Source organism: Streptomyces polyasparticus (assembly GCF_014493765.1).
GTDB lineage: Bacteria > Actinomycetota > Actinomycetes > Streptomycetales > Streptomycetaceae > Streptomyces > Streptomyces polyasparticus.
In genome coordinates, this window is the sequence record NZ_JACTVJ010000012.1 from 233,356 (window position 1) to 259,563 (window position 26,208).

Annotated in this window: 25 protein-coding genes; 10 read left to right on the top strand and 15 right to left on the bottom strand. The window is 72.4% G+C overall.

Features of this window, described 5'->3' with window-relative positions:
• Position 1 precedes the first annotated feature (1 nt).
• From hypE to H9Y04_RS25685, 10 genes are all read right to left on the bottom strand, one after another.
• Positions 2-1,036 (bottom strand): hydrogenase expression/formation protein HypE, encoded by a 1,035-nt coding sequence (gene hypE / locus H9Y04_RS25640; RefSeq protein WP_187816365.1) that lies wholly within the window; start codon positions 1,034-1,036, stop codon positions 2-4.
• The gene (gene hypD / locus H9Y04_RS25645; RefSeq protein ID WP_187816366.1) at positions 1,033-2,163 is read right to left on the bottom strand and encodes a hydrogenase formation protein HypD; all 1,131 of its coding nucleotides are present in this window, start codon (positions 2,161-2,163) and stop codon (positions 1,033-1,035) included. Before hypD ends, hypE begins: the two co-directional genes overlap by 4 nt.
• A complete protein-coding gene (locus H9Y04_RS25650) occupies positions 2,160-3,560 on the bottom strand; it encodes a Ni/Fe hydrogenase subunit alpha (protein ID WP_187816367.1) in 1,401 nt (466 codons plus the stop codon). The genes hypD and H9Y04_RS25650 overlap by 4 nt, the downstream gene beginning before the upstream one ends.
• Positions 3,557-4,342, bottom strand: a complete 786-nt coding sequence (locus tag H9Y04_RS25655; protein ID WP_187816368.1) for an NADH-quinone oxidoreductase subunit B family protein — start codon at positions 4,340-4,342, stop codon at positions 3,557-3,559. Before H9Y04_RS25655 ends, H9Y04_RS25650 begins: the two co-directional genes overlap by 4 nt.
• A 1-nt stretch (position 4,343) precedes the next feature.
• A complete protein-coding gene (locus tag H9Y04_RS25660) occupies positions 4,344-5,150 on the bottom strand; it encodes an FAD/NAD(P)-binding protein (protein ID WP_187816369.1) in 807 nt (268 codons plus the stop codon).
• Positions 5,143-6,345, bottom strand: a complete 1,203-nt coding sequence (locus H9Y04_RS25665; RefSeq protein WP_187816370.1) for a 4Fe-4S dicluster domain-containing protein — start codon at positions 6,343-6,345, stop codon at positions 5,143-5,145. Before H9Y04_RS25665 ends, H9Y04_RS25660 begins: the two co-directional genes overlap by 8 nt.
• A 91-nt stretch (positions 6,346-6,436) precedes the next feature.
• Positions 6,437-6,739 carry a HypC/HybG/HupF family hydrogenase formation chaperone gene (locus H9Y04_RS25670; RefSeq protein ID WP_187816371.1) on the bottom strand — a complete coding sequence of 101 codons (303 nt, stop codon included), beginning with the start codon at positions 6,737-6,739 and terminating at the stop codon, positions 6,437-6,439.
• 2 nt (positions 6,740-6,741) lie between these two features.
• Positions 6,742-9,048: a carbamoyltransferase HypF gene (gene hypF / locus H9Y04_RS25675; RefSeq protein ID WP_187816372.1), complete on the bottom strand. Its 2,307-nt coding sequence runs from the start codon at positions 9,046-9,048 to the stop codon at positions 6,742-6,744.
• Positions 9,045-9,566, bottom strand: coding sequence for a hydrogenase maturation protease (locus H9Y04_RS25680; protein ID WP_187816373.1), 522 nt, complete (start codon positions 9,564-9,566; stop codon positions 9,045-9,047). The genes hypF and H9Y04_RS25680 overlap by 4 nt, the downstream gene beginning before the upstream one ends.
• Before the next feature lie 163 nt (positions 9,567-9,729).
• Entirely contained in the window at positions 9,730-10,086 is a 357-nt protein-coding gene (locus H9Y04_RS25685) for a winged helix-turn-helix transcriptional regulator (RefSeq protein WP_187816374.1), read from the bottom strand.
• Between the two features lie 67 nt (positions 10,087-10,153).
• Here H9Y04_RS25685 and H9Y04_RS25690 point away from each other — a divergent pair, with 67 nt between their 5' ends.
• From H9Y04_RS25690 to H9Y04_RS25705, 4 genes are all read left to right on the top strand, one after another.
• Positions 10,154-10,714, top strand: a complete 561-nt coding sequence (locus H9Y04_RS25690; RefSeq protein WP_187816375.1) for a carboxymuconolactone decarboxylase family protein — start codon at positions 10,154-10,156, stop codon at positions 10,712-10,714.
• Positions 10,715-10,751: 37 nt separating this feature from the next.
• Positions 10,752-11,045: a DUF1330 domain-containing protein gene (locus H9Y04_RS25695; RefSeq protein WP_187816376.1), complete on the top strand. Its 294-nt coding sequence runs from the start codon at positions 10,752-10,754 to the stop codon at positions 11,043-11,045.
• Positions 11,046-11,348: 303 nt separating this feature from the next.
• Complete coding sequence (locus tag H9Y04_RS25700; RefSeq protein ID WP_187816377.1) at positions 11,349-12,017, top strand: response regulator; 669 nt, start codon at positions 11,349-11,351, stop codon at positions 12,015-12,017.
• Positions 12,014-13,141, top strand: coding sequence for a sensor histidine kinase (locus H9Y04_RS25705; protein ID WP_187816378.1), 1,128 nt, complete (start codon positions 12,014-12,016; stop codon positions 13,139-13,141). Before H9Y04_RS25700 ends, H9Y04_RS25705 begins: the two co-directional genes overlap by 4 nt.
• An 88-nt stretch (positions 13,142-13,229) precedes the next feature.
• On the opposite strand, the gene H9Y04_RS25710 is transcribed toward H9Y04_RS25705, so the two are convergent.
• From H9Y04_RS25710 to H9Y04_RS25725, 4 genes are all read right to left on the bottom strand, one after another.
• A complete protein-coding gene (locus H9Y04_RS25710; protein WP_187816379.1) occupies positions 13,230-15,122 on the bottom strand; it encodes a helix-turn-helix domain-containing protein in 1,893 nt (630 codons plus the stop codon).
• Between the two features lie 78 nt (positions 15,123-15,200).
• The gene (locus H9Y04_RS25715; protein ID WP_187816380.1) at positions 15,201-16,571 is read right to left on the bottom strand and encodes an MFS transporter; all 1,371 of its coding nucleotides are present in this window, start codon (positions 16,569-16,571) and stop codon (positions 15,201-15,203) included.
• Positions 16,572-16,637: 66 nt separating this feature from the next.
• Positions 16,638-17,429 carry a 3-hydroxybutyrate dehydrogenase gene (locus H9Y04_RS25720; protein ID WP_187816381.1) on the bottom strand — a complete coding sequence of 264 codons (792 nt, stop codon included), beginning with the start codon at positions 17,427-17,429 and terminating at the stop codon, positions 16,638-16,640.
• Positions 17,430-17,526: 97 nt separating this feature from the next.
• Positions 17,527-18,138: a Type-2Aa cytolytic delta-endotoxin gene (locus H9Y04_RS25725; protein ID WP_187816382.1), complete on the bottom strand. Its 612-nt coding sequence runs from the start codon at positions 18,136-18,138 to the stop codon at positions 17,527-17,529.
• Positions 18,139-18,363: 225 nt separating this feature from the next.
• Here H9Y04_RS25725 and H9Y04_RS25730 point away from each other — a divergent pair, with 225 nt between their 5' ends.
• From H9Y04_RS25730 to H9Y04_RS25740, 3 genes are all read left to right on the top strand, one after another.
• Positions 18,364-18,594 (top strand): hypothetical protein, encoded by a 231-nt coding sequence (locus H9Y04_RS25730; protein WP_187816383.1) that lies wholly within the window; start codon positions 18,364-18,366, stop codon positions 18,592-18,594.
• A gap of 93 nt (positions 18,595-18,687) precedes the next feature.
• Complete coding sequence (locus H9Y04_RS25735) at positions 18,688-20,889, top strand: serine/threonine-protein kinase (RefSeq protein ID WP_308801099.1); 2,202 nt, start codon at positions 18,688-18,690, stop codon at positions 20,887-20,889.
• Positions 20,890-21,047: 158 nt separating this feature from the next.
• Positions 21,048-23,276, top strand: coding sequence for a serine/threonine-protein kinase (locus H9Y04_RS25740; protein WP_187816384.1), 2,229 nt, complete (start codon positions 21,048-21,050; stop codon positions 23,274-23,276).
• Positions 23,277-23,295: 19 nt separating this feature from the next.
• Here the strand turns inward: H9Y04_RS25740 and H9Y04_RS25745 are convergent, their stop codons facing one another.
• Positions 23,296-23,943 carry a dihydrofolate reductase family protein gene (locus H9Y04_RS25745; RefSeq protein ID WP_187816385.1) on the bottom strand — a complete coding sequence of 216 codons (648 nt, stop codon included), beginning with the start codon at positions 23,941-23,943 and terminating at the stop codon, positions 23,296-23,298.
• Positions 23,944-24,085: 142 nt separating this feature from the next.
• Here H9Y04_RS25745 and dhaK point away from each other — a divergent pair, with 142 nt between their 5' ends.
• The 3 genes from dhaK (at position 24,086) to H9Y04_RS25760 (ending at position 26,198) form a co-directional block, all read left to right on the top strand.
• Positions 24,086-25,078: a dihydroxyacetone kinase subunit DhaK gene (gene dhaK / locus H9Y04_RS25750; protein WP_187816386.1), complete on the top strand. Its 993-nt coding sequence runs from the start codon at positions 24,086-24,088 to the stop codon at positions 25,076-25,078.
• Positions 25,079-25,143: 65 nt separating this feature from the next.
• Positions 25,144-25,794, top strand: a complete 651-nt coding sequence (gene dhaL, locus H9Y04_RS25755; RefSeq protein WP_187816387.1) for a dihydroxyacetone kinase subunit DhaL — start codon at positions 25,144-25,146, stop codon at positions 25,792-25,794.
• On the top strand, positions 25,791-26,198 hold the full coding sequence (locus H9Y04_RS25760) for a PTS-dependent dihydroxyacetone kinase phosphotransferase subunit DhaM (RefSeq protein WP_187816388.1): 408 nt from the start codon (positions 25,791-25,793) through the stop codon (positions 26,196-26,198). Before dhaL ends, H9Y04_RS25760 begins: the two co-directional genes overlap by 4 nt.
• The last annotated feature ends 10 nt before the right edge of the window (positions 26,199-26,208 follow it).

A 26,208-nucleotide genomic window follows, 5' to 3' on the forward strand; every position in this document is an offset into this window, starting at 1 on the left:
CTCAGCAGATCCGCGGCAGCTGCTCCCCCAACGGCATGTCCACCACGCGCCGCGCGCCCACCAAGGTGCGCAGCACGACCCGCCCCGCGGGCCCCGCGGTGACCTCGCCGATCCGAACGGCCCCGGCGCCTTCGGGCAGCGACCGCAGGGCCGCCAGGGCGCGGCCGGCGGCTTCGGCCGTGACGAACGCGACCAGGCAGCCCTCGTTGGCGACGATCAGCGGGTCGAGGCCGAGCAGATCGCAGGCCGAGGCGACGGCGGGTGGCACCGGCAGCGAGCGCTCCTCGATCTCCACGGTGACGGCCGAGGCCTGGGCGATCTCGTTGAGCGTGGCGGCCACGCCGCCGCGGGTGGGATCGCGCAGGACGTGCAGGTCGCCCCCGCAAGGGGCGAGGGCCTTGACGAGCCGGTGCAGGGGGCGGCTGTCGGAGGCGAGGTCGGTGGCGAAGCCGAGGCCCTCGCGGGTGGAAAGGACCGCCGTGCCGTGCAGTCCGATCGGCCCGGACAGGAGCACCGCGTCGCCCGCGCGCGCCCGCGTCGCCGAGGGGTCGAGCCCGGGGATCCTGCGGCCGATGCCGGTGGTGTTGAGGAACAGCTTGTCGCAGGCGCCCCGCCCGACGACCTTGGTGTCCCCGGTGATCACCGGCACCTCCGCGTCACGGGCGGCCTTCCCCGCCGACACGAGGACGGACCGCAGCTCGGCAAGCGGCAGTCCCTCCTCCGCAATCACCGCGAGCGACAGGGCGAGCGGCATCGCGCCGCGCATGGCGAGGTCGTTCACGGTCCCGTGGACGGCGAGCGAGCCGATGTCACCGCCGGGGAAGACCAGCGGGCTGACGACGAACGAGTCGGTGGAGAGCACCAGTTCGTCCTGTCCGGGCAGCAGGGCCGCGTCTTCCAGGGCGGCGCCGGGTACACCGCCGAGCGCGGGCAGGACGAGCGCGTCGAACAGCTCGGCGGTCAGCCTGCCGCCGGCGCCGTGCCCGAGCAGCAGGCACTCGTGCTCGGCGTACGGGAGGGGGCATTCGGGGGTCATGTCGGCTCCTGGGACAGGGAATCTGCCGGGGTGTGCGGGTCGCGGGTCCGCCCCGCCGAGTGGAAGGCGGCGCAGGTCCCCTCGGTGGACACCATCGGCGCTCCGAGCGGGGTGCGCGGCGTGCAGCGGGTGCCGTAGGCGGGGCAGTCCGTGGGGAGCGCGGCGCCGGTCAGGACGGCGCCCGCGATGCATGCCGGATCCTCGACCGAGGTGAGCTCCAGGACGCCGAACCGGCGGGCCGCGTCGAACTCCGCGTATTGCGGCGTGAGTTCGAGCCCGCTCGCGGGCAGTGTGCCGATGCCCCGCCAGGCCCGGTCGCCGACCCGGAAGGCCTCCCGCACCGCCGACTGCGCCTGGGCGTTGCCTTCCCGGCGCACGGCGCGCGCGTACTGGTTCTCCACCTCGTACCGGCCGTTCTCCAGCTGCCGTACGGCCATGAGGATGCCTTCGAGCAGATCGAGCGGCTCGAAGCCGGTCACGACGACCGGCACCCGGTAGCGCGCGGCGATCGGCTCGTACTCGCGCCAGCCCATGACGGCGCACACATGTCCGGCCGCGAGAAACGCCTGGACCTCGCAGTCCGGATCGTCAAGAAGCGCGGTCATCGCCGGCGGTACGAGGACATGGCTGACCAGAAGGGAGAAGTTCGTCAGTCCGAGGCGGGCCGCGTGCAGCACGGCCATGGCGTTCGCCGGGGCCGTGGTCTCGAACCCGACCGCCAGGAAGACCACTTCACGGTCGGGCGCGGCCTGCGCGATCCGTACGGCGTCCATCGGCGTGTACACCACGCGGACGTCCGCGCCCCGCGCCCGCAGCGACAGCAGATCGGTCTCGCTGCCGGGCACCCGCAACATGTCGCCGAAGCTGGTGAGGATCACGCCGGGCCTGGCCGCGATCGCCATGGCGCGGTCGAGGGTCTCCAGCGGGGTGACGCAGACCGGGCAGCCGGGGCCGTGGATCATCCGGATGCCGGCGGGGAGGAGTTCGTCGATGCCCTGGCGGACCAGGGTGTGGGTCTGTCCGCCGCACACCTCCATGATCCGCCAGGGCCGGGTGGCGACGCTGCTCAGTTCGTGGAGGAGGCGTCGGGCGAGCGCGGGATCGCGGTACTCGTCGAGGTACTTCATCGCGGTGCCTGCCCGGGGGTGGCCGAAGAGTCGGCGCCTGGGTCGACAGGGACCGCAGGGGTTGCGGCACCCCGGTCGACCGTGAGGTCCAGGAAGTGCGTGGAGCAGGAGATGCACGGGTCGTGGTTGCGGATGGCCCGCTCGGCGAGCACCCTCAACTCCTCGTCGCCCACGTCCCCTTGGGCCAGTGCCCGCTCGGCGATCCGCCGCAGGTCCTCCTCGATCGCGCCCTGGTTCTGCGCGGTCGGCGGGACGAGCCGGGCGTCGGCGACCAGCCCGGCGGAGTCGAGCAGATAGCGGTGGTAGAGCAGCCCGCGCGGCGCCTCGGTCGCGCCGTGGCCGGTCCCCGCGACCGGGGGCACCTCGACGTAAGGGTGCTCGGGCGGCTCGTAGTTCGCGGTGATCCGCAGGGCCTCGTCGATCGCGTAGACGATCTCGACGGCCCGCACGAGGATCGACCGGAACGGGTTGCGGCACACAGCCCCCGCGCACGGATCGCCGAGCCCCGCCTCTCGTGCCGCCTGCACCGCCGTACGGGAGAGCCAGCGGCCGCTGATCGCGAACCGCGCGAGCGAGCCGGTGAGATGGCGGCGTCCGTCGAGGCGGGCGTGCAGCGCGGTGGAGTGCGGCACCTGCTCCTCGCGCACCCTCGACAGGAAGTCGTACACGGGGAAGGTCTCGATGCGGCCGTCGGGTCGCAGTACGGCCGGTGTCCCGCGCTCGATCGCATACGTACCCGGGGCGGCAAGGGCCAGGAAGTCGGCGTCCACCTCCGCGTCCGGGAAGTCGAAGCCGGCGACCCAGCGCACCGTCTGCCATGCGTCGTCGGCGGCGCGCCGCAACTGCTCGGCGAGTGGCGCGAGTTCGGCCCGGGTGGGCGCGCGGTGGAATCCGCCGAGGCGTACGTTCACGGGGTGGATGGCCCGGCCGCCGATCAGTTCCATGACGGCGTTGCCGGACTGTTTGAGCCGCAGCCCGCGCTCGACCTCGGCGCGGTGGGTGCGGGCGAGGTCGATGGCGCTGTCGCGGCCGAGGAAGTCGGGAGCGTGCAGCAGATAGATGTGCAGGGCCTGGCTCTCGATCCACTCGCCGCAGTACAGGAGCCTGCGCAGTTCCTGCACCTGGGGGTGCACGGTGATCCCGCATGCGTCCTCGATGGCCGCGCACGCGCTCATCTGGTAGGCGACCGGGCAGATCCCGCAGACGCGGGCGGTGATGTCGGGCGGCTCGGTGTGGGCGCGGCCGCGCAGGAAGGCCTCGAAGAACCGCGGCGGTTCGTAGATCTGCAACTGTGCGCGGGTGACCCGGCGTCCGCGCACCTTCAGGTGCAGTGCGCCTTCTCCTTCGACGCGGGAGAGCGAGCCGACGTGCAGTACGCGCGATCCTCGGTGCGTCATGAGCGCGGCTCCTCGTCGAAGGCTGCCTCGTCGAAAGCGGCCGCGTTGAACGTCCGCAGGAAACGCTCCACCGCCGCCTCGTCCATGCCGTCGCGCCGCAGCAGCGGGATCAGGGCCGGCAGGTTCGCCGACCGGCCCGGTCCGAAGCAGCCGTAGCAACCCCTGCCGTACGCGGGGCAGATGGCCCCGCAGCCCGCGTGCGTGACCGGGCCGAGGCAAGGCGTGCCGTGCGCGACGGTGACGCAGACCGTGCGGCGCCGCTTGCAGTCGAAGCAGACGCTGTGGTCGGGGATGTCCGGCTTGCGGCCGGCGAGATAGGCGGTGATGACCTCAAGGAGCTGTCCGCGGTCGATGGGGCAGCCGCGCAGCTCGAAGTCGACGTCCACATGGGCGGATACGGGTGTGGAGGTGGCGAGGGTGTCGATGTAGTCGGGGCGGGCGTAGACGGTGCGGCGGAACTCGTCGACGTCGGCGAAGTTGCGCAGCGCCTGGATGCCGCCCGCGGTGGCGCAGGCGCCGATGGTCACCAGATGGCGGGATTCGGCGCGGATCCTCCGTATGCGCAGGGCGTCGTCGGCGGTGGTGACCGACCCTTCGACGAGGGTCAGGTCGTACGGTCCGGGCCGCACCACGCTGGACGCCTCCAGGAAGTGGGCGATCTCCACCTGTCCGGCGAGCGCCAGGAGTTCGTCCTCGCAGTTGAGCAGGGTGAGCTGGCAGCCGTCGCAGGAGGCGAGCTTGACGACGGCGAGCTTCGGGAGCGCGCGCTGCGGGGTGTTCATGTCATAACTCCCTTACTGCCATGAGCGGTTCGGCCTGATCCCACCCCACGACCGCTCCGTCGCGGCACAGCAGCAGCGGTCCCAGCTGGCAGTGCCCGCAGTGCCCGGTGGCGCAGCGCATGTTGCGCTCCAGGGAGACCCGGACACGAGCTGCCGGAACTCCGCGGTGGACGAGCTCGCGGGCGGTGGCGCCGATCATGGGTTCGGGTCCGCAGAGGTACGCGGTGGTCCCGGCCGGATCGAAACGGGCCCGGTCGATGAGCCGGGTCACCAGGCCCTCCTCGCCCGTCCAGCCGCGGTCGGGCCGGTCCACGGTGACGCCGGTGTACGCCGTGGGCCACAGCAGGCTCTCGGTCTTGAAGATCAGGTCGTCCGGAGTGCGTGCGCCGATGAGGACGCTGATCCGCCCGTACGCCTTCCGGTCGGCCAGCGCCGCATGGATCAGTGGCCGCAGCGGCGCGAGTCCGATGCCGCCCGCGACGACGAGGACGTCCTGGCCGAGTGCCTGACCGAGGTCCCAGCCGGTGCCGTACGGGCCGCGCAGTCCGAGGATGCTGCCGGGCCGCGCCGCGCACAGGCCCTGCGATACGGCGCCGACGCGGCGGACGGTGTGGGCGAGGTGACCGCCGGGGAGCAGGGCGCTGACGGAGACCGGGATCTCGCCGCGGCCGAAGGCGTAGACCATGGCGAACTGGCCCGGCGCGAAGGGCCCGAGCGCCTCGCCGGCAGGTTCGATCCGCAGGGTCACCGTGTCCGGGGTCTCGTCCCTGCGGCCGATCACGCGGTACGGCACGGGGAGTTCACTCATCGTCCGCGCCCTCCCGCTCCGCAGCCAGTGCGGCGACCTCCTGCGTGAGGTCGATGCCGACCGGGCACCAGGTGACGCAGCGGCCGCAGCCGACGCAGCCGCTGGAGCCGAACTGGTCGTGCCAGGTGGAGAGTTTGTGCGTGAGCCACTGGCGGTGGCGGCTGCGGGCCGAGGTCCGCACCGCTCCCCCGTGGACGTACGAGAAGTCCAGATCGAAGCAGGAGTCCCAGCGCTGCCACCGTTCGGCGTGGTCGCCGGTGAGGTCGGTGACCTCCTCGGTGGTGGTGCAGAAGCAGGTGGGGCAGACCATGGTGCAGTTGCCGCAGGTCAGGCAGCGGGAGGCGAGGTCGTCCCAGCGCTCGGACTCCGGGCTCGCGCCGAGCAGCGTCCTGAGGTCCACCGGCGGCATCGCGCGGCCCATGCGGTCCCGGGCCAGCGACACGCCGCCTCGGGCGCGGGCCTCGGTGTCCATGTCCGCCACCTCGTGCGGCACCGCGGCGAGCAGCCGCGCCCCTTCCTCGCTGCCCACCCGTACGAAGAAGCGGTGGCCGAGATCGCTGATGACCTCGGTCAGAGCGAGGTCGAAACCGGCGTCGGCGGCGGGTCCGCCCTGCATCGAGACGCAGAAGCAGGTGGCACCGGGCTCGGTGCATTCGGCGGCTATCAGGAGCGCCCCCCTCCGGCGCTCCTGATAGCCGTCGTCGGCGAAGCGGCCGCCGGCGAGGACCCTGTCCTGGATCGCGATGGCCCGCAGATCGCAGGGGCGTACGCCGAGGAAGGCGTACGACGGCTGCTCGCCGCGCTCGTCGCGCACGGTGAGTGCGCCGTCCGGGCCGCGTTCCGCGCTCCACAGCTTCTCGCGCTGCGGGTGCAGGAACGTCTTCCAGGACTGCGGGCCCGAGCTGTGCGCGAAGCCCGCGCCGTCCGTGCGCCGCACCAAGCGGTAGTGCCCGGCGTCGAGTTCGGTGCCCCAGCCCCAGGGCAGTGCGTCGGCGGAGTCGAGCTCGGCCAGGGTGACCGCACCGTCGCGGACGGTCGGGCCGATGACCGTGCGGCCGTCCGCCGTGAGGGTCTTGATGAGGGCGTCGAGGCCGGCGCGGTCGATGACGGCGGTGGCCTCGGTCCGGGCGGTGGCCTCGGTCCGGGCGGTGGCCTTGCCGCGACTGGTGCCCTCGCCGTGCTTGGTGACGGCCATGGCGCCTCCCTCTGCCGGAGTTCGGTCACCTTCACGATCCGGGGCCGGGGCGGCGCGCAGGAGGGGCCGAACGGCCCCGTTCGAGGGCGGTTCAGCTCTCCTCGGAGTGTTGCTCGGCGCTTTGCGGCGCCGCGGCAGCCGGCAGGACTTCGCCCAGTTCGCCCTCGACCGCCCCGGCCATGGCGCGCAGGACCTCGAGGGTCCGTTCGGCCTCGGCCTCGTCGACGGTGGTGATGGCGAACCCGACGTGCACGATCACATACGTGCCGACCTCCGCCTCGGGCGTGTACGCGAGGCAGACCTCGCGCCGTATGCCTCCGAAGTCCACGGTTGCCATGCGCAGTTGGCCCTCGTCGTGCACCTCCTGTACGCGCCCCGGTATGCCCAGACACATCGCTAGCCCCTCTCCTTCGCGAGCCGGGCCGCGGCGACGGCGGCCTGGCCGTAGCTGATGCCGCCGTCGCCGGCCGGGACCTGGGCGCCGACCAGGACCCGAAGGCCCTGGGTGCGCAGCAGACCGCGGACCTCGGTCAGGAGGCGGCGGTTGGCGAAGCAGCCGCCGCCCAGACACACGGTGCGCGGCGCGCCTTCGGCCACGGCGCGGGCCACGAGCCCGGCGGTGACCTCGGCGAGCGTCGTGTGGAACGCGGCGGCGCACCGGGCTGCCGTCTCGCCGTCGGCCAGCCGTACCAGAAGGTCGACGAGTGTCGGCGTCGGGTCGTACACCCACAGCCCTTCCACCCGTACGATCCGGTGCGCGAGCGGCTCCGGGCGCCCGCCGCCGGCCAGGGCTTCGAGGCGGACGGCCGCCTCCCCCTCGTAACTCACGCTGTCCGCAAGGCCGATGAGGCTCGCGACGGTGTCGAAGAGGCGTCCGGCGCTGGAGGCACGTGGCGTGTTGACCCGGTGCTCGATCATGGAGCGCAGCCCGGCCACAGACCGTTGCTCGTGCCGTGCGGTGAACCCGGAGGTCAGCCAGGCGCCGGGCCGGGGCACACCGAGGGGTTCGGTGCCGTACAGGTGGCCGATCGCCATCCGCCACGGGTGCCGTACCGCCGCCTCGCCGCCCGGCAGCGGCGCGGTCGCGAACCGCCCGACGCGCCGGTACTCCGTCAGGTCTCCGACGAGGATCTCCCCGCCCCACAGCGTGCCGTCGTCGCCGAGCCCCAGACCGTCGTACGCGACTCCGGTGAACGGTCCGTGCAGCCCGTGCTCGGCGGCCACCGCGGCGACATGGGCGTGATGGTGCTGCACGGCGATCCGGCGCAAGGGCTGCCGCTGCGCCCACTGCGTGGACAGATAGCCCGGATGGAGATCGTGCGCGAGCACCTGGGGCGGGATGCCGGTGAGATCCCGCAGATGCGCGTAGGAGGACTTGAAGGCCTCGTACGTGGCCACCGCCGCCAAGTCGCCGGTGTGCGGGCCGAGATGGGCCCGGTCCTCGGTGGCGAGCGTGAAGGTGTGCTTGAGCTGGGCGCCCGCGCCGGCCAGTGGGACGGGTGCGGGGATCCGGAGCGGCAGGGGTGCGGGGGCCAGGCCGCGGGCGCGCCGGACGGTCAGGACATGGCGCCCGGCGACCTGCACCACCGAGTCGTCGTAGCGGGCGTGGATGGGCCGGTCATGGGTGAGGAACCCGTCGGCGACGCCGGCCAGTTGCTCCTGTGCTTCGGTGTCGTCGATCGTGATCGGTCCGTCGGTGAGGTTGCCGCTGGTGACGACGAGGGGGCGCGCCAGATCGTGCAGGAGCAGGTGGTGGAGCCCTGTGGTGGGCAGGAAGAGCCCGACGTGGCGGATGCCCGGGTGTACGGCCGGCGCGACATGGTGCGCCGCGGCCTTGCGTGCCCGCAGCAGGACGACCGGACCGGCGGCCGAGGTGAGCGCGGCGCGTTCCGTGCTGCCGAGCCACGCGAGTCCCGCGGCTGCTTCGAGATCGGACACCATCACGGCGAGCGGTTTGACGGGCCGGCGTTTGCGTCGTCGCAGCTCGGCCACGGCCGCCGCGTCGGTCGCATCGCACACCAACTGGTAGCCGCCGAGCCCCTTCACGGCGACGATCCCGCCGCCCGCCACGACCGCGACCCCCTCCCGCAGCGCCTGCTCACCGGTCATGCCCTGCCACGCGAGCCGGGGACCGCAGACCGGGCAGGCCAACGGCTCGGCGTGGAAACGCCGGTCGGCGGGATCGCCGTACTCGGCCGCGCACAGGGTGCACAGCGGGAAGCGGCGCATCGTGGTGCGGGCGCGATCGTAGGGAAGCTCCTCGATCACGGTGGCACGCGGGCCGCAGTCGGTGCAGTTGATGAAGGGGTAGCGGAAACGGCGGTCGGCCGGATCGAAGAGCTCGGTCAGACAGGCCGCGCAGGTGGCGGCATCCGGCGGAACCTCGCGTGCCGGGCCCTGGCCGGCCCGCTCGGCCGACGTGCTCAGCCGGACGGCGAAGCCCGTACCCGCGTCCTGACCGTCCACGGCTTCGTGCAGCCGCACCTGGCGCACCCGGGCGAGGCTGGGTGCTTCCGTGCGCAGTCGGCGGGCGAACTCCTCGATGGCCTCCATCTGTCCGGCGACCACGCCTTCCACGTGCCCGTCGACGTTGGCCGCCCAGCCGCCCAGACCGAGCCGAGTGGCCGTGCGGTGCACGAACGGCCGGAAGCCCACGCCCTGCACGATGCCGGCCACTTCGAAGCCTCGGACCGTACGCGTCACCGGGCCTCACCACCGGCCGTCGCAATACGGTGCCGCACGATCTCGTCCTCGACGCTGCGGACCAGCGGCTCCACGACCGCCTCGACCTGGGCCGAAAGCCCGGTACCCAGCGAGGTGTCGGCGACCTCGACGGCGAACACGACCAGCCGGTCCGGCAATCGGCCCAGCTCGCGGGCGAGCTCCACGGCTTCGCCGAGCCCCAGTCCGTGCGAGCTCGTCGTCGGCGGACTGCTCAACGCCTCGGCGTCCAGCTGGAGTCGGTGGATGCGACCGGGCCGCCCCGGATGCGCGTGTGCCGCGTCGACGACGAGGGCGAGCCCCGCGCCCTCCCACAGCCCGATCAGCCGCCCGGGCTCACCGTCGCATTCGGCGAGCACCGTGCCCGGCGGCAGCGGGCACCCGCTCGCGCGCTCACGCAGCCGGGCGACGACCGCCCAGCCCACACCGTCGTCGCGGCGGAACTCGTTGCCCACTCCGATCACGGCGATCCGAGCGCCGCGCGTTCCCGAAGTGTCCATACCGTCCACGGTCACTGCTCACCGCGGTCCGGCACAGGGGCCGACCGGCCCTCGTTCCGGGGCCATCCGGTTGCCGCCGGCGGCGGAGCTCCCGCGGCCGTGGAGGGCGGTCCGGTGGACCTGGGCGCCTCTCCCACTCCTCTCCGGTCACGCAGTGAGCAGTTCAGTCCGGGTTCTCCTGCGAGGTGCTGTCCATCTCGGTCGCCCAGCGCCGGCTCCAGGCGTCCAGTGGATTCAACGCCTCCACGAGGTCGCGCCCGAGCGGAGTGAGGTCGTAGCCGCCTTCCCGCAGCGCGAGCAGGCGGGCTTCGGTCAGCTCGTCGAGCCGTGTGCTCAGCACGCTGGAGGACATGCGCTCGCAGCGGCGCTGCAGTTCACGGAAGCCCGCCGGCGTCTGACTCAGTTCCCACAGGATGCGCATCGTCCAGCGGCGCCCGAGCAGATCGAGTACCGCCATGACCGGCCGGCCCGACTCGGACCCTCGCACCGGTACACCGGGCCGTGGTGCTCTGCCTTCCATGCCCACTCCTTGCGCTTCGGTTCTCGAAGCATCATAGTGATTCGGAAATCGAAGCAGGAGGTGCCCCATGCCGCGCATCGAACCGCTCCACCCGCCCTACCCCGCCGCGGTCGACGGCGCAATGCGCCGATGGATGCCACCGGACGTGCCGCACGAGCCACTCACGCTGTTCCGCATACTCCACCGCAATCCGGAACTGGCCTCACGGATGTTCGCCCTGGGCGCCGGACTGCTGGGCCACGGGCTCCTCCCTGCCGTCGACCGCGAGCTCGTCATCGCCCGCGTGACCGCACGTGCCGGCTGCGCATACGAGTGGGGCGTGCACGCCGCGACGCTTGCGCGGCAGGCCGGACTCAGCCCGGAACAGCTCCGGGCAACCGCTCGGACCGACGCGGCGGTTGCCGCCGACTGGTCGCCCCGGCATGCGGCACTGCTCGCCGCAGTCGACGAACTGCACGACGCGGCACAGCTCTCGCAACCCTCCTGGGACGCCCTGCGAACCCACTACGAGGACGCCCAGCTGCTCGAACTCCTCGTCCTGATCGGCTGGTACCGCACCATCAGCTGTGTGGCCAACGGGCTTCTCGTCGAAGAGGAGTCCTGGGCCACGCCGTTCCCCACGTCCTAGCAACCCGTCATTCCGTCCCGAAACACAGGAGATCTCCATGGCCAAGGGCTACTGGGTCAGTTGCTACCGCACCATTTCCGACCCCGAGAAGCTCGCCGCCTACAACAAGCTGGCCGGTCCGGCCGTACAGGCGGGAGGCGGGCGGATGCTCGCCCGCGGCGACCGGGTCGTCGCCCACGAGTCCGGAGTCGCCGAGCGCACCATCCTGATCGAGTTCGACTCCTTCGAACAGGCGGTCGCGGCGCACAAAAGCGCGGCCTACCAGGAGGCGCTGGCCGCCCTCGCCGACGGCGTCGAGCGGGACTTCCGCATCATCGAAGGCCTCGACTGAGCTCGCCGCACCGGGCGATCAGATGCGCGTTCTGGTGCACCAAGGCCGAGGCGACGGGCCCGAGTCCCGAGCCGCGCCCGCCCGGCCGCCGATCAGCCGGAGCGTTCCCCCCGAACGGCTGGAACCGGTCTGCCGGGTGGCTGGTGTCCCCGGCGGACGCTCCGGCGATCATCGCGGCGGCCGTACCGTCTAAGAGGCAAGCGATCACCGTACGAGAGCAAGGACGCCCCTCCGCACTCGTACGGATCGCCGCCAGGCGCAGAGAACAGACGAGGGTGAGGCGGAACGCCGCTGATCCGGGTAGTGGTGGTGGACGACGAGGCACTCGTGCGGTCCGGGTTCGAACTGATCCTCAACGCCTCCGACGGCATCGAGGTCGTGGCGACCGCCGAAGGCGCGCAGGCGACCGACGCGATCCGGCGCGAGCAGCCGGACGTCGTGCTCCTCGACATCCGGATGCCGGACGTGGACGGTCTGACCGTCCTGCGGCAGATCCAGGAACTGCCCGCACCCCCGACGGTGGCCATGCTGACCACCTTCGACACCGACGAGTACATCCTCACCGCGCTGCGCTCGGGAGCCTCGGGCTTTCTGCTCAAGGACACCGAGCCCGAACAGCTCGCCCAGCTCGTGCGCACGCTGGCCGCCGGCGGGGTGGTGATGTCCCCGAAGGCCTCGCATGCTCTGCTGCGCGGTCATCCTGGAGGCGCCGGCCCGCAGGACGCAGACGTGGCCCGGGTGGATCTCCTGACCGATCGTGAACGTGACGTCCTCGTCCTGATCGCCGCAGGTCTGTCCAACGCCGACATCGGCAGCCGCATCCACCTGAGCGCAGGCACCGTCAAGGACCATGTCTCCTCGATCCTCACCAAGCTGAGAGTCTCCAGCCGCGTCCAGGCCGCACTGCTCGCGGAACGGGCCGGGCTGCTCGGCCGGCACGACGACGGCTCGGCGCAGGACAGCGCGCGATGAGCACAGGCCAGGCCCTGTGGCGACAGGTCCCGCCCTGGGCCGTCGACACGAGCCTCGTGGTGCTGGCCGCGATCGACGCATGGATCAGCCTCCAGGACGAGGGGACCCCCTCGTTCACATGGGCATGCGCCGCGCTCGGCTGCGCCGCTCTCTTCCTGCGCAGACGTTTCCCGTTGGCCGTCGTCCTGCTCACGCTGCCCATGGCCGTGCTCCAGGACGTGGCCGTCGCGCCGATGGCCGCCCTGTACACACTGGCCACGTCCACCCGCAACCGGCCGCTGCTCGCCGGCTGCGCCCTCCTCAATGCGGCAGCGGCCACCGTCCTGTGGCCCCTGTCCGACACGTTCACCGCCGAGGACCGCACCTGGACGCTGATCCAGTTCGTCTACACACTGGCCACGGCCTTCGCCCCGGTCCTGTTCGGGCAGCTCGTCCAGGCCAGGCACGACGTGGCCCGCCAGCTCGTCGAGGTCGAAGAGGCCCGCGAACACGAGCGCGCCCTGTACGCCCAGACCGTCCTCGCCCGCGAACGCGCCCAACTGGCGCGCGAGATGCACGACGTGGTCTCCCACCAGGTCAGCCTGATCGCCGTACAGGCCGGAGCTCTGCAGGTCGCCGCCAAGGACTCCCAGGCCCGCGAAGGCGCCCGCGCCATCCGCATTCTCAGCGTGAACACCCTCGACGAACTGCGCCACATGGTCACGCTGCTGCGCGCCTCCGGCGGCAAGGAGACCGAGCTGACCCCTCAGCCGACCCTCGCCGACCTCCGGCAGCTGATCGCCAACAGCGGTATCGAAACCACGCTGACCGGCGAACTCCCGTCCGGTATCGGCACCACCGCCCAGCGCACCGTCTACCGCACGGTCCAGGAGGCCCTGACCAACGTGCGCAAGCATGCCCCCGGAGCCCGTGCGCAGGTCAGTCTGTGGCAGGACGCACGGCACTTCGGCGTCACCGTCACCAACACCGCCCCCACCCGCGCTTCGATCGCCCTGCCCAGCGACCGGCACGGACTGGTCGGCCTGAGGGAACGCGCCGAACTGCTCGGCGGCACTCTCACCGCCGAGCCCACCCCGCAGGGCGGGTACAAGATCGAGCTCCGGGCGCCCACCCAGGCCGCCTGACCACGGACCTCGCAGGGACCATCCGCGCAGGCCGGCTGACCACGGTCCGTGCAGCGAGGCCGCTTGACGACAACCCCTGCAGGGGCCCTCAGGACGGCCGGCTCAACCGATGCAGTCGCAGCGCCAGTTGGAACTCCAGCGCCCGCGCCGGCGAGTTCCAGTCCTCGCCGACCAGCCGGCCGATCCGTTCCAGGCGCTGCACCACCGTGTTCACATGGACGTGCAGCGCGTCCTTGGTACGCGTCAGGCTGGCGCCCTGGGTGAAGTACGCGTCGAGGGTGGCGACCAGGGCCGTGCCGCGCTGCTCGTCGTAGTCGAGCAGCGGACCGAGAGTGCGCCGGACGTAGCCCTTCAAGTCGGCCTGGTCGCCGAGGAGTACGCCGAGGAAGCCGAGGTCCGCGAGCGCCGCGCCCTGTCCCGTATGCCCGAGTGCGCGCAGCGCGGACAGACAGCGGGCGGCCTCGGCGTGGGCGGCGGCGAGCGCCGCCGGACCGGGCGCGGGGCCGGCGGCGCCGACCGTCACCGGTGCGCCCAGCGTCTGCGCGAGCTGACCCGCCAACGTCTGGGCGCGGGATCCAGGTTGGTCGCCGGGCAGGACCAGGACGACCTGTTCGTGGTGGATACCTGCGAGCCCGCCCTGCGCGAGCCGCGCACCGGAGGCGAGCAGTCGATGACGGGGCGCGCCCTCGGCGTGCAGCACGAAGACCGAGTGCGGCCGGGTCAGGGTGACCCCGAGGCGGCGGGCCCTGGCGGTGAGCGCCGCCGGGTCGCCGGTCGAGGAGAGCAGATCGCTGAGGAGTTCGCCGCGTACCCGCTCCTCCGCCTCGGCCACCGAGCGCCGCAGCAGAAGGAGCAGCGCGGTGACCACCGCGGCCCGTTCGAACAGGAGCCGGTCCGCATCGGACAGGTCCGCGCGCCCGGTGAGGGCGAGGGAGCCGAGGAGTTCGGGCCCCGCGAGTACGGCGCAGACCCAGGTGCCGTCGCGCTCGACGGCGCGGCCGCTGCTGCGCGACGCGGTCACGTCGGGCGCGGGCAGGGCGCCCGACTGGCCTTCGGTGGCGGCGAGTTCGGCTCCGTCGGCGTCGTGCAGCAGGATCCCGCCGTCGAGGATGTCGGCGAGCGCCGCGGCCACCTCGTCCGCGCCCCCGCCGCGCAGCACCAGATCGGTGAGCTGGTCGTGGGCCTCCTCGGCCCGGCGCATCGCGGCGCTGTGCGCGCGGATGGTCGCGGACGCGGCGTTGAGATCGTCGAGCGCGGCCCGTGTCTCCTCCAGGAGGCGCGCGCTGTCGATGGCGATGGCGGCATGGTCGGCGAGGGACGACAGAAGGTTGACCTCCTGCGGCGAGAAGGTGCGCGGGGAGCGGTCGGAGGCGAACAGGACACCGATCACCTTCGGACCCAGCATCAGCGGCACGCCCAGGATCGCGTGCAGCCCCTCCTCGCCCACCGCGCTGTCGATGGTGAACGTGTGCTTGAAGCGCGGGTCGTCCTGGTAGTCGCCGGTCGCGTACGGGCGGGCGGTGTGGGCGACCAGTCCGCCGAGGCCCTCCCCCATCCCGAGCCGCAGCTGCTGGAACGCGGCCGAGACCGAGCCGTCCGTGACCCGCATGTACGTGTCGCCGGCGGCGTCGTCGTTGAGCGACATGTACGCGACGTCCGTGCCGAGGAGCAGCCGCGCCCGGTGCACGATCGCGCGCAGCACGGCGTCCAGATTGCGCAGCGCGGCCAGGTCGCTGGCCGTGTCGAACAGGGCGGTGAGTTCGGTCTCGCGCCGCCGGTGCTGGCTCAGAGTGCGCCGGATCCGCAGGGCCACCTCGGTGGCCGCGGTGATCTCGCGCAGCTCGGCGGCGTCCGCACCTGCCTCGCGGGCCTCGGCGGCGGGCCGGGCGAACTCCTCGGCCCCGGCACCTTCGGCGAGCAGGTCGAGCAGGCGGCGCAGGGCTGCGCCGCAGGTCAGGGGGTCGTCGCCGAGGCCGTTCATGGTGGGGAGCATACGGTTCCTGTACGGGGTCGGGGCCCGCCGTGCCGCCGGAGAATCCCGGCACGGCGGGCCCGGCGGTCAGCCGTTCACCGAGGCGGTCACCTTCGCCTCGCTCTCGGTGCTCTCACCGTCCTTGGCGAGGTCCCGGCCGAGGGTCTCCTTGGCGATCCAGACCGTGACGGCGGTGACGAGCGCCGCGAACGCCAGGTACAGAGCGACGGGGGTGGAGTTCCCGTAGTCCTTGAGCAGTTCGACGGCGATGATCGGCGCGAGCGCACCACCGATGATCGAGGCCAGCTGGGAGCCCATCGAGGCACCGGAGTAGCGCACCTTCGTGTCGAACAGCTCGGAGATGAACGCGGCCTGCGGCCCGTACATGGCGCCGTGGAAGAGCAATCCGATGGTCACCGCGAGGGCGATCACCGGGAAGGACTCGGTGTCGAGCAGGGCGAAGAAGGCGAACGCCCACAGGGCCATGCCGACCGCGCCGATCAGGGTGACCGGCCGTCGTCCGATGCGGTCGGAGAGGGAACCCCACAGCGGGATGGTCACGAAGTGCACGGCGGAGCCGATCAGGACCGCGTTCAGGGCGGTGCTCTTCGGCAGCTCCAGATGGACGGTCACGTAGACGAGCAGGAAGGCCGTCAGGATGTAGTACGAGATGTTCTCGCCGAAGCGTGTGCCGATGGCGGTGAGCACCTCGCGCCAGCTGCGCCGGAACACCTCGACGACCGGCGCCTCGTCCTTGACGCCCTGCTCGGCGCGGGCCGCGGCCTTGGCCTGCGCCTCCAGGAAGACCGGCGACTCGGAGACGGAGATACGGATCCACAGACCGATCACGACGAGGACACCGGACAGCAGGAACGGGATGCGCCAGCCCCAGGCCTGGAAGGCGGCGTCGGACTGCACGGCGGCGAGCAGCGCGAGCACACCGGTGGCGAGCAGATTTCCGCCGGGTGCGCCGGCCTGCGGCCAGGAGGCCCAGAAGCCGCGCTGCTTGGCTCCGCCGTGCTCGGAGACGATCAGGACAGCGCCGCCCCATTCGCCACCGAGCGCGAAGCCCTGCACGAGGCGCAGCAGCGTCAGCAGGATCGGCGCGCCGACGCCGATGGTGGCGTGGGTGGGCAGCAGACCCATCGCGAAGGTCGCGCCGCCCATCATCAGCAGGCTGATGACCAGGAGCTTCTTCCGCCCGATCTTGTCGCCGTAGTGGCCGAAGACGACGCCGCCGAGCGGACGGGCCGCGAAGCCGACCGCGTAAGTGAGGAAGGAGAGCAGTGTGCCGACGAGGGGGTCGCTGTCGGGGAAGAAGAGGGTGTTGAACACCAGGGCCGCGGCGGACCCGTAGAGAAAGAAGTCGTACCACTCGATGGTGGTGCCGACGAGGCTCGCGGCGACGATCCGGCGGATCCCGCCGGGGGTGGGCGGTGCGGAGCTGACGCTGGTCATGGTGAGGCCACCGTTTCGGTCGGCTGTGCGGGGACGTGGGTGTACGGGCTGGACGGGTGGCGAGGGCTAGTTGGCGCCCCAGCCGCCGTCCACGGGGAGGGAGGTGCCGGTGATGAAACCGGTGTGCGGGCCGCAGAGCCAGAGCACGGCGGCGGCGACTTCTTCGGGTTCGATCAGGCGCTTGATCGCCGAGCGTTCGAGGAGGACCTCGCCCACCACGGCCTCGGGGTCGATGCCGTGGGCCTCGGCCTGCGCGGCGATCTGGCCTTCGACCAGCGGGGTGCGGACATAGCCCGGGTTCACACAGTTGCTGGTGACGCCGTGCGGGGCGCCTTCGAGGGCGGCGACCTTGCTGAGGCCTTCGAGCCCGTGCTTGGCGGTCACGTACGCGGATTTATACGCACTTGCCCGCAGCCCGTGCATGCTCGAGATGTGGACGAGGCGGCCCCAGCCCTGCGCGTACATGTGCGGCAGACACCGTTGGATCATCAGGAACGGCGCCATGACCATGACCTGCTGCAGCAGGGCGAAGCGCTCGGGCGGGAACTCCTCGATCGGCGCCACGTGCTGCAGGCCCGCGCAGTTGACCAGGATGTCGATCTCGCGGGGCAGCGCCCCCAGTGCGGCGGTGTCGGCGAGGTTCACGGCGTGCGCGATGCCGCCGGCCGCCGTGGCGGTCTCCTTGGCCGACTCGGCGTCCAGGTCCACCACATGGACCTGGGCGCCGGCCTCGGCCAAGGCCAGGGCACAGGCCCGGCCGATGCCGCTGCCACCGCCGGTCACCAGGGCGGTACGCCCCGAGAGGTTCACGGCGGCGGCCGCGGCAGGGCCGGGCGGCCCGGAAAGTTGGCTCGTCATGGCGGGAAACGCTAGAGACACACCGCCTGGCGGCCCATGTGTCGCGCGGCCACATATTCAGGGTGCCGAGTGTGGGCGAGCGCTACCGCCGGGGTCTTCAGACCTCCTGGCGCACGCTCACGGCGTCGAGGCGGATCGCGAACTGGGCCGTGTCCTGAAGCGTCAGCGCGAGCACCCGGTCCATCGGCAGGGCCACGTCGATCCGTACACAGAAGGAGATCGCGTACAGCGCGCCGTCCGTTTCCTCGTCCTGCAGGGCGAACAGCAGATCACAGGTGTACGAGGTGGAGTCGGGCCCGCCGTCGAGGAACCGCAGATGGGCGGCGCCCTGGTTGTCGCCGAGGCCGGTGACGGACTCTTCGAGCGCGCTCTCCACGCGCGTCCAGAACGTCTCGTTGGTGAAGGTGTCGACGAGCGCCTGGCGCACGCCTTCCTTCAGAGTCAGCACGACCACCTGTACGGGCGCGGTCTCCTGCAGGCCGAACCCGGGGATCACCCGGACCACACGGCTGTCGGGCAGAACGCGCGCCGCCTTCTGTATCCGTCCGAACACCTCGGCGCGGGGTGCGGCCAGGGCCTCGGTGAAGCGGGCCCCGATCTCCTTGAGTGCCACGGCACTTGAGGCCTGCGTTTCGTGCACCACCCGGTAACCGGCCTCGCCGCGGGTGCCGTCCCCGGCCTCGGCGTGGGTGCCGTTCTGCTCGCTCATCGCTCGCTCCTTGTCACGTGTGCCTGGTGTCCGTCGCGCCCACCCGAGTGATCTTCGGGAGCGCTCAGTATGACGGGCCGCCAGGCCCTGCCGATCGGCCGCCCGGGTTCCGGACAGGGCGGCAACAGCCCAGGTCGCGGGGCGTTGTCAGTGCCGTACGCAAGACTGGTCGGTCCGAGGCCTTCAGGGGGAAGGCCCGAGACCTTGCACGAAAGGGCAGTTGACATGACCGAGCTCGAACTTGTCGCAGCGCAGGCCTACATCCGCCTTCTCCAGACGGCACGCGCCGCGCTCGAGGACCCGCGGAGCGCGCCCATGGCGATCACCGTGCTCACCCCGCCCATGGCCGAGGCGGACCAGGCACTCGCCGCGGCCGGACTCGCGGGCAATGAGCGCCGGTTGTTCGAGCTGGTGCATCAGGTGTGTCCGCGGTTGCCGGTGGATACGCCTGCGTAGGTGGTTGCGGGGGTTGGGAACTCCCCGTGCCTCGCAGGCGTCGCTTAGGGCAGTCGGCTGGATCATCGGGGTGCCTGCGGGGAGGGGGACGGGGTGGGCCGCTTTGCGTTCGGGGCGTACCGGACTCTCGTGCTGCTCGGCTCGGGCGGTATGGGCCGGGCGTATCTGGCGCGTTCGGGTTCGGGCCGGCTCGTCGTGGTCAAGGTGGTGCATCCGCATCTCGCCGACGAGCCCTCGTTCCGGGCCCGGTTGCGCCGGGAGGTGCGGGCCGCGCGAGCGGTGTCGGGTCCGTACACGGCGGCCGTGCTCGACGCGGATCCGGCGGCGACACCACCGTGGCTGGCCGTCGAGTACTGCGCCGGGCCCACTCTGTCCGACGCGCTGCCCGCCGCCGGTCCGCTCGGCTCCGCCGACCTCGCGTCGCTGGGTGCGGCGCTCGCGGAGGCGCTCTCGGCGATCCATGCGGCGGGCCTGGTGCACCGCGACGTCAAGCCGGCCAACGTCGTGGTCACGCGGACCGGTCCGCGTGTCATCGACTTCGGCCTCGCCAAAGCCGTCGCCGGTGGCGGCGGCTCGGCTGCCCGTTCCGCCGAGGACCGCGTGACGGGCAGCGGTGAGTTCATGGGCTCCCCGGGGTTCATGGCACCCGAGCAGATCGCGGGCACGGCCGAACCGGCGGCTCCCAGCGATGTGTTCGCGCTGGGCGCGCTGCTCGCCCTGGCGGCGACGGGCCGTCCCGCGCACGGTGCGGGTTCGGTGGCGCAGATCGTCTACCGGACGCTGCACGAAGAGCCCGACCTGGCAGGTCTGCCGGACGACGCGTGGGCGGAGTTCCTCGGGCGCTGTCTGGCGAAGGCACCGGCCGACCGGCCGCCGCTCGCGGAGGTCCTCGAGTGGTGCGCGGCGCGTGCCGGTGAACAGCCGTGGTGGGAGCGGGCCGAGGTGTCCGCCCTGGTCGACGAGGACGAGCAGGCGTTGGCCCGCAAGGTCGCCGCCGCGTCGCAGGCCGAGGAGACAGGCGCCACCCGCGTCGGGCTTCCGACAGCGCGTACGCATCCTCCTTCCCGTAGGCGGATCATGGCCTGGGCCGGGGCGGCCGCGATGATCGCCGCAGCGGGTACGACGGGGGCGATCGCCCTCAACAGCGGTTCGAAGAGCGGGTCCAAGAGCGGCCGGAAGCCACCGGGACCGACTTGGCGGTCCGGCACCCCGCAGTGGACACGCGAAGTGGGCGCGCTGGAGTACGGAGGCGCCCTGACCGCCGCCTCGGGCGCGGTGTACGTGCGGGTCGACGGCGTGGCGCGCCGGCTCGACGCACGCACCGGTGCGGTGGCCTGGGAGTTCGAGGGCGCCGACACCTTGGAAGTACGCGACGGTACTGGGTATGCGACCGTGTCCGCATCGGGTCTGCCACCCCATGAGGTCGTGGCATTGGACCTGCGTACGGGCAGACAACGCTGGCGCACCGAGCACCTCAGAGCCAACCCGAAGCGGCGTGCGGCCTTCGGCTCGCTGGACGGCGGTTCGGCGCTGCTCGCGGTCACCGGCCGCACCGCGTGCCTGGTCACCTGCGCCGCGTACGACACCCGATGGGCGCGGCGCACCAATCGTGGGCAGCGCTGGCGGGCGTACGGCTTCGATGTACGCGACGGGGGCGCGCTGTGGTTCACCGAGGGGACGGCCGCGCAGGTGACGGCGGTGCACGCCGCGGGAGGCCGGTTCGCGCTCGCCACGGCGGCGCAGGCGCCGGGCCCGCTGGTGGTGCTGCGGGAACGGACCGGGGCGATCGAGGTCGAGATCCGCGACGGTTCGGCCACGCCCGAGGTGCATCCGGGTGCGACGGGTTCCCGGTTCTACGCGGACGGGACGTCGGTACGGCGGGTCGACTCGGCGAGCGGGCGGACGAGTTGGCGGCAGGCGCTGGCCGACGCGACCGTGTCCCCACTGGCAGGCGGGCAGTCGGTCGCCGTGGCGACCGCGGAAGGCCTCGGCGCGCTGCACTCGGCCACCGGGCAGCGGCGTTGGTGGCGCGAGGGCCTGCGCCCGTTGACCGCCACGGACGGACGCCCCGTCACCGACGGCTCGACCCTCTACGCGACGGGTCCCAGCCCCGGCACCGAGGGGACGGGCTCGTGGGGCATCCATGCGCTCGCTGTTTCGACCGGCTCTCTGCTCTGGGCCGTCCCTGTCGACGGTCTCGGCGGGACCTCGTTCGGGGCCGGCTCGGGCGGGTTGGTCCATGTGTGCACGGAGAAGACGCTGCAGACCTTCCGCGCCCCGGAAGGCGCCGCATGATCACCGCGGGAGCCGGCGGCCACCGCATCGCTGCTGCCCACAGGAGACAGCCGATGACGCATCCGTACTCCCCACGTGGAGACGGCCGATGACGCATCCCCACTCTCCACGTGGAGACGGCCGATGACCGCATCCCCACTCCCCACCGGAGACAGCCGATGACCGCACCCCTGCTGACCGAGGACCCACGGGAGCTCGGCCGTCACCGCCTGGTCGGCAGGCTCGGAGCCGGCGGCATGGGGCAGGTCTATCTGGCCCGCTCCCCCGGCGGCCGGCATGTGGCGCTCAAGACGGTCCACGCCCACCTGGCCGCCGACCCCCACTACCGGGAACGCTTCCGGCGCGAAGCCACCGCCGCCCGCAAGGTCACCGGGACGTACACGGCGCCCGTGCTCGACGCCGACCCGGACGCCGAACTCCCGTGGCTGGCCACGGCGTTCCTGCCCGGCGTCACCCTGCGGCAGGCCGTCGCCGCGACCGGCCCGCTGCTCGCACCCGCGGTCCGCGCGCTGACCGCCGCCCTCGCCGAGGCGCTGCGCGACATCCATGCGGCCCGCCTCGTGCACCGCGATCTCAAGCCGTCCAACATCCTGGTCACCCGCGAAGGGCCACGCGTCGTCGACTTCGGGATCGCCCGCGCGGAACACGATGCCGCGCTCACGGAGACGGGCGGCATGATCGGCACACCGGGCTACATGTCCCCCGAGCAGATCGTCGACGGCCGCTCGGTGACGGCCGCGACGGATGTCTTCGCGCTGGGCGCCGTGCTCACCTTCGCGGCTACCGGCGAAGGCGCCTTCCGTGCGGATACGGTCCCGGCACTGCTGTACCAGATCGTCAACGAAGAGCCCGACCTCTCCGGCGTACCCGAGGATCTTCGCGAACTCATCGGGCGCTGCCTGGCCAAGTCCCCGCAGCAACGCCCCACGCCTGATGAGCTGCTCAGGAGCACCGCCGCCGCGCAGCCGGCGACGTGGTGGCGCGACGAGCCCGTCCACTCCCTGGTGACCGACGCGGAGGGCGCCGTACGCGCCCTGCCCGAGCCGGAACCCGCCACCAAGCCGATGCCGCAGGCACCACAACCACCCTCCTGGCGCCGGGAGTTGACCCGTCGCGGCCTGCTCACGGCCGGCGGCGCGGGCCTGATCGGCCTGTTCGGCTACGCACTGGCGCACTCCCCCGCGGACGCGGACGGCGGCACCGGAGAAGCCTGGAAGGTGACCCGAGGAGCGGGCGGCCCCGGCGGCATCCGCTGGCAGCTCGGTACCGAGTCCGGTCATGTGGACGCCCTCCTAGCCACCCCCCTCGGGATCGTGTTGCACGGCGCCGAGGACGTGCCCTCCAGTACCGGCGTGGTCCAGCTGCGCACCGCAGCCACGGGAAAGCGGCGCTGGTCCGCCGAGAGCGGTTCCGACGTCCCTGCCGACTGGGGCGTCACCGGCGACGGCATCCTGCTCGCGGGCGGCCTGGGGCTCACTCCCACCACCGTCGCCACCGGCAAAAGCCTCCCGAAGCCGACGGCCCCGGATCCGGCACAGAAGTGGTACGTACCGGCAGGCACCGTCATGGTGATCTGCGAAGAGCGGCTCCTGCGCGCGGTGTCGCTCACCTCCGGCGCCGAACTGTGGCGGCGTGACCAGTACACCGACCGGCGCCGCCCCGCGGTCGCCGGCGGACGCCTCCTGCTGCCGCACGACTACAACGAACCCGCCTGCGTCGACGCGAAGAGCGGCGAAGTGCTGTGGACCTACAAGGAGTTGGGCGACGGCGCATCGGTGGCGGCGGTCGGCACCCTGCCCGCGGACCGGTACACTGTGCTCACCACCGCCGGAACGCTCCACATCATCGACGCCGCAACAGGCCACCGCCTGGCGAGCCGCACCCTGGACGCCGAGATCGCGCACGGCGCCACGGCCCTCGCCTCCGTCGGCCCTGCCGGTCTGCTGCTCACCGGCACCACCGTGCACGGTTTCACCGCCGACGACGCACGGCTGCGGTGGAGCTCCCCCACCATCGGTCTCGACGCGTCCTGGACCCGCCTCCCGGGCGGCGCCGCTGCCCCTGTCGTCGCGGGCGGCCTGCTCCTGAACTGGCGCGACGACCGCACCCTGACGGCTCTCGACCCGCGTACGGGCCGGATCCTGGGCCGCCCGCAGGAGTTCGACGGCACGAGCCCGGCCCAGTGCCCGCCGGCCGTGGCCCCCGGACAGGACACGGTGTACGCGGCGGCGGGCCGCACCTGCACGGCATTCCGCGCGACCGGCACCGGCCTGACCCGCGTCGCCGGCCGGACGGCCCCCGCACAGGTCACCGCGCTCGCGGCCGACGCACTCGGCTGGTACGCGTGCGCGGGCCGCAAGACCGTGCTCGCCGTGAACGCCTCATGACCAGGCGGCCGTCAGGCGGTCACGCGACGCGGTAGCGCAGCCAGACGAGGCCGTCGTCGAAGGTCTCGTTCGCGATGAGTTCGAGGGTGTGCGCGGAGTGCGAAGCCGACCCGTACCACTGATGCCCGCCCGTCGCTCCGGCCAGGCACGGGTGGACGAGCAGGCTCACCTCGTCGAGCAGACCCGCGCTCAGGAGGGCTCCCGTGAGGGATCCACCGCTGTCCACACGTACGACCTCGGCACCTTCATTGCGCCCCAACGTGTCGATGGCTTCGGCCAGATCGACGCGATCGGTCCCGGTGACCAGTTCCGGTACGGACGACCCCGGGGGCCTGGCGGGAGTGGACTCCGCGTAGAGCGCGATCACACCCGACCAGTGCCCGACTTCGCGCAGGGCGTCCCACTGCCGGATGCGCCGTCTCGCGTCCACGACGGCGAGCAGCGGCCCGTCGGCGGCGGGCCCCGGGCGCGGGGCGGAGGCCAGTGCCTTCTCCTGCGCGAGGATCGTGTCGGCCCCGGCCAGGGTGATGTCCTCGCGCCAGGTGGCGGCCAGCGCGTAGAAGCGTTCGGTATCCGGCGCGAACCCCGTGGTCGCACCGTCGAGTGCGACAGCGGTGTGCGCTACGACATAAGGGCGCCGCTGCGGGCGGGAGTTGAAGGGCGCCATGCCACAAGTCTAGGTCCGCGCTGCCGACGACCGGTTCGTTCCGGCTGCGCCCGACCCCGTGACCCGCACCGGACATCGAACGATACTGAGGGCCGAGACGCACGTGTGGCAGCCGGCACGATCCATCGATCCGGAGGTTCCCATGAAGATGCTCATCAATGTGGCGGAGACGGTGGTCGCGGACGCGCTGCGCGGAATGGCCGCCGCCCACCCGGAGTTGACGGTGGATGTCGAGAACCGGGTGATCGTACGGCGGGACGCGCCGGTGGCCGACAAGGTGGGCCTGGTCTCGGGCGGCGGAAGCGGTCACGAGCCGTTGCACGGAGGATTCGTGGGGCACGGGATGCTGTCGGCAGCCTGCCCCGGCGAGGTCTTCACCAGTCCCGTACCGGATCAGATGGTGCGGGCCGCGGCAGCCGTGGACAGCGGCCAGGGCGTGCTGTTCATCGTGAAGAACTACACTGGTGACGTCATGAACTTCGACATGGCCGCCGAACTCGCCGAGGACGAAGGCGTCCAAGTCGCCAAGGTGCTCGTCAACGACGACGTGGCGGTCACCGACAGCCTGTACACCGCAGGGCGGCGCGGCACCGGCGCCACGCTGTTCGTGGAGAAGCTCGCGGGCGCGGCCGCCGAGGAAGGCATGCCGCTGGAGCGGGTCGAGGCGATCGCGCGCCAGGTGAACGAGAGCTCCCGCAGTTTCGGTGTCGCCCTCAGCGCCTGTTCGACGCCCGCCAAGGGCAGCCCCACCTTCGATCTCCCCGCCGGTCAGCTGGAGTTGGGCATCGGCATCCACGGCGAGCCGGGGCGCGAGCGGCGTCCGATGATGACCTCGGGCGAGATCGCGGAGTTCGCCGTGGACGCGATCCTGGACGACATGCGCCCGCGCAACCCGGTGCTGCTCCTGGTCAACGGCATGGGCGCGACACCTCTCCTGGAGCTGTACGGCTTCCACGGCGAGGTCATGCGGGTCCTTGCGGCACGCGATGTGCCCGTGGCCCGGATCCTGGTGGGCAACTATGTGACCTCCCTGGACATGGCCGGCGCCTCGGTCACGCTGTGCGAGATCGACGAGGAATTGCTCCGGCTGTGGGACGCACCGGTCCGTACACCCGCACTGCGCTGGGGCATGTGAGCCGGCCCAGCACGCGCCGCACCACCTTCAGTCCGCCTCCGAGCCCACCGCTGACAGGAGATCCTGTGCTCGACGCCGAGTTCTTCCGCCGCTGGATGACGGCGACCGCCGCAGCCGTCGACCGCGAGGCGACGCGGCTGACCGAACTGGACTCGCCCATCGGCGACGCCGACCACGGCAGCAATCTGCGCCGCGGGTTCACCGCGGTGGCGGCCGCCCTGGAGAAGGAGGCACCGGCCACACCGGGTGCCGTCCTGGTCCTGGCGGGACGGCAGTTGATCTCCACGGTGGGCGGGGCCTCGGGCCCGCTGTACGGGACCTTGCTGCGCCGCACCGGCAAAGAGCTCGGCGAGGCCACGGAGGTGTCCGAGGAGCAGCTGGCCACCGCGCTGCGCGCTGGTGTGGCGGCGGTGGCCAAGCTCGGCGGCGCCGTGGCGGGTGACAAGACCATGATCGACGCACTCGAACCGGCTGTCGCGGCCCTGGACACCTCGTTCCCGGCCGCCGCCCGGGCCGCCGCGGACGGCGCGGAGGCCACGGTGCCTCTCATCGCCCGTAAGGGCAGGGCGAGTTATCTGGGCGAGCGCAGCATCGGCCATCAGGACCCGGGAGCCACCTCGTCGGCGCTGCTGATGGCGGCGCTGGCCGAGGCGGCCTCCACCGACGACGGGTCCGAGGCCACCGGTGGGGACCACGGAGACGGAGCCGCCGGATGACCGAGTCCCCACTGGTCGGCATCGTCCTCGTCTCGCACAGCGGTCCGGTCGCGACCGCGGTCGCCGATCTCGCCTCCGGCCTGGCCGGCGGCAAGGCCCTGGCCCCGGTCGCCGCTGCGGGCGGCACCCCCCACGGCGGCCTGGGCACCAGCGCCGACCTGATCGCGGCCGCGGCCCATTCAGTGGACCGCGGCGCGGGTGTCGCACTCCTGGTCGATCTGGGCAGCGCCGTGCTGACGGTGAAGCTGCTCCTCGACGACGGCGACCTCCCGCCCCGCTCACGCCTGGTGGACGCCCCCTTCGTCGAGGGCGCCGTCGCCGCGGTCGTCACCGCCTCGGCGGGAGCGGACCTGGACGCGGTCGAGGCGGCGGCCCGGGAGGCCTACGCGTACCACAAGGGGTGAGTCCCGGGGC

Bases quoted from the DNA above. Each gene is read 5' to 3' on its own strand.
- hypE (WP_187816365.1), bottom strand. From the start codon at position 1,036: ATGACCCCCGAATGCCCCCTCCCGTACGCCGAGCACGAGTGCCTGCTG.
- hypD (WP_187816366.1), bottom strand. From the start codon at position 2,163: ATGAAGTACCTCGACGAGTACCGCGATCCCGCGCTCGCCCGACGCCTC.
- H9Y04_RS25650 (WP_187816367.1), bottom strand. From the start codon at position 3,560: ATGACGCACCGAGGATCGCGCGTACTGCACGTCGGCTCGCTCTCCCGC.
- H9Y04_RS25655 (WP_187816368.1), bottom strand. From the start codon at position 4,342: ATGAACACCCCGCAGCGCGCGCTCCCGAAGCTCGCCGTCGTCAAGCTC.
- H9Y04_RS25660 (WP_187816369.1), bottom strand. From the start codon at position 5,150: ATGAGTGAACTCCCCGTGCCGTACCGCGTGATCGGCCGCAGGGACGAG.
- H9Y04_RS25665 (WP_187816370.1), bottom strand. From the start codon at position 6,345: ATGGCCGTCACCAAGCACGGCGAGGGCACCAGTCGCGGCAAGGCCACC.
- H9Y04_RS25670 (WP_187816371.1), bottom strand. From the start codon at position 6,739: ATGTGTCTGGGCATACCGGGGCGCGTACAGGAGGTGCACGACGAGGGC.
- H9Y04_RS25680 (WP_187816373.1), bottom strand. From the start codon at position 9,566: ATGGACACTTCGGGAACGCGCGGCGCTCGGATCGCCGTGATCGGAGTG.
- H9Y04_RS25685 (WP_187816374.1), bottom strand. From the start codon at position 10,086: ATGGAAGGCAGAGCACCACGGCCCGGTGTACCGGTGCGAGGGTCCGAG.
- H9Y04_RS25690 (WP_187816375.1), top strand. From the start codon at position 10,154: ATGCCGCGCATCGAACCGCTCCACCCGCCCTACCCCGCCGCGGTCGAC.
- H9Y04_RS25695 (WP_187816376.1), top strand. From the start codon at position 10,752: ATGGCCAAGGGCTACTGGGTCAGTTGCTACCGCACCATTTCCGACCCC.
- H9Y04_RS25705 (WP_187816378.1), top strand. From the start codon at position 12,014: ATGAGCACAGGCCAGGCCCTGTGGCGACAGGTCCCGCCCTGGGCCGTC.
- H9Y04_RS25710 (WP_187816379.1), bottom strand. From the start codon at position 15,122: ATGAACGGCCTCGGCGACGACCCCCTGACCTGCGGCGCAGCCCTGCGC.
- H9Y04_RS25715 (WP_187816380.1), bottom strand. From the start codon at position 16,571: ATGACCAGCGTCAGCTCCGCACCGCCCACCCCCGGCGGGATCCGCCGG.
- H9Y04_RS25720 (WP_187816381.1), bottom strand. From the start codon at position 17,429: ATGACGAGCCAACTTTCCGGGCCGCCCGGCCCTGCCGCGGCCGCCGCC.
- H9Y04_RS25725 (WP_187816382.1), bottom strand. From the start codon at position 18,138: ATGAGCGAGCAGAACGGCACCCACGCCGAGGCCGGGGACGGCACCCGC.
- H9Y04_RS25730 (WP_187816383.1), top strand. From the start codon at position 18,364: ATGACCGAGCTCGAACTTGTCGCAGCGCAGGCCTACATCCGCCTTCTC.
- H9Y04_RS25740 (WP_187816384.1), top strand. From the start codon at position 21,048: ATGACCGCACCCCTGCTGACCGAGGACCCACGGGAGCTCGGCCGTCAC.
- H9Y04_RS25745 (WP_187816385.1), bottom strand. From the start codon at position 23,943: ATGGCGCCCTTCAACTCCCGCCCGCAGCGGCGCCCTTATGTCGTAGCG.
- dhaK (WP_187816386.1), top strand. From the start codon at position 24,086: ATGAAGATGCTCATCAATGTGGCGGAGACGGTGGTCGCGGACGCGCTG.
- H9Y04_RS25760 (WP_187816388.1), top strand. From the start codon at position 25,791: ATGACCGAGTCCCCACTGGTCGGCATCGTCCTCGTCTCGCACAGCGGT.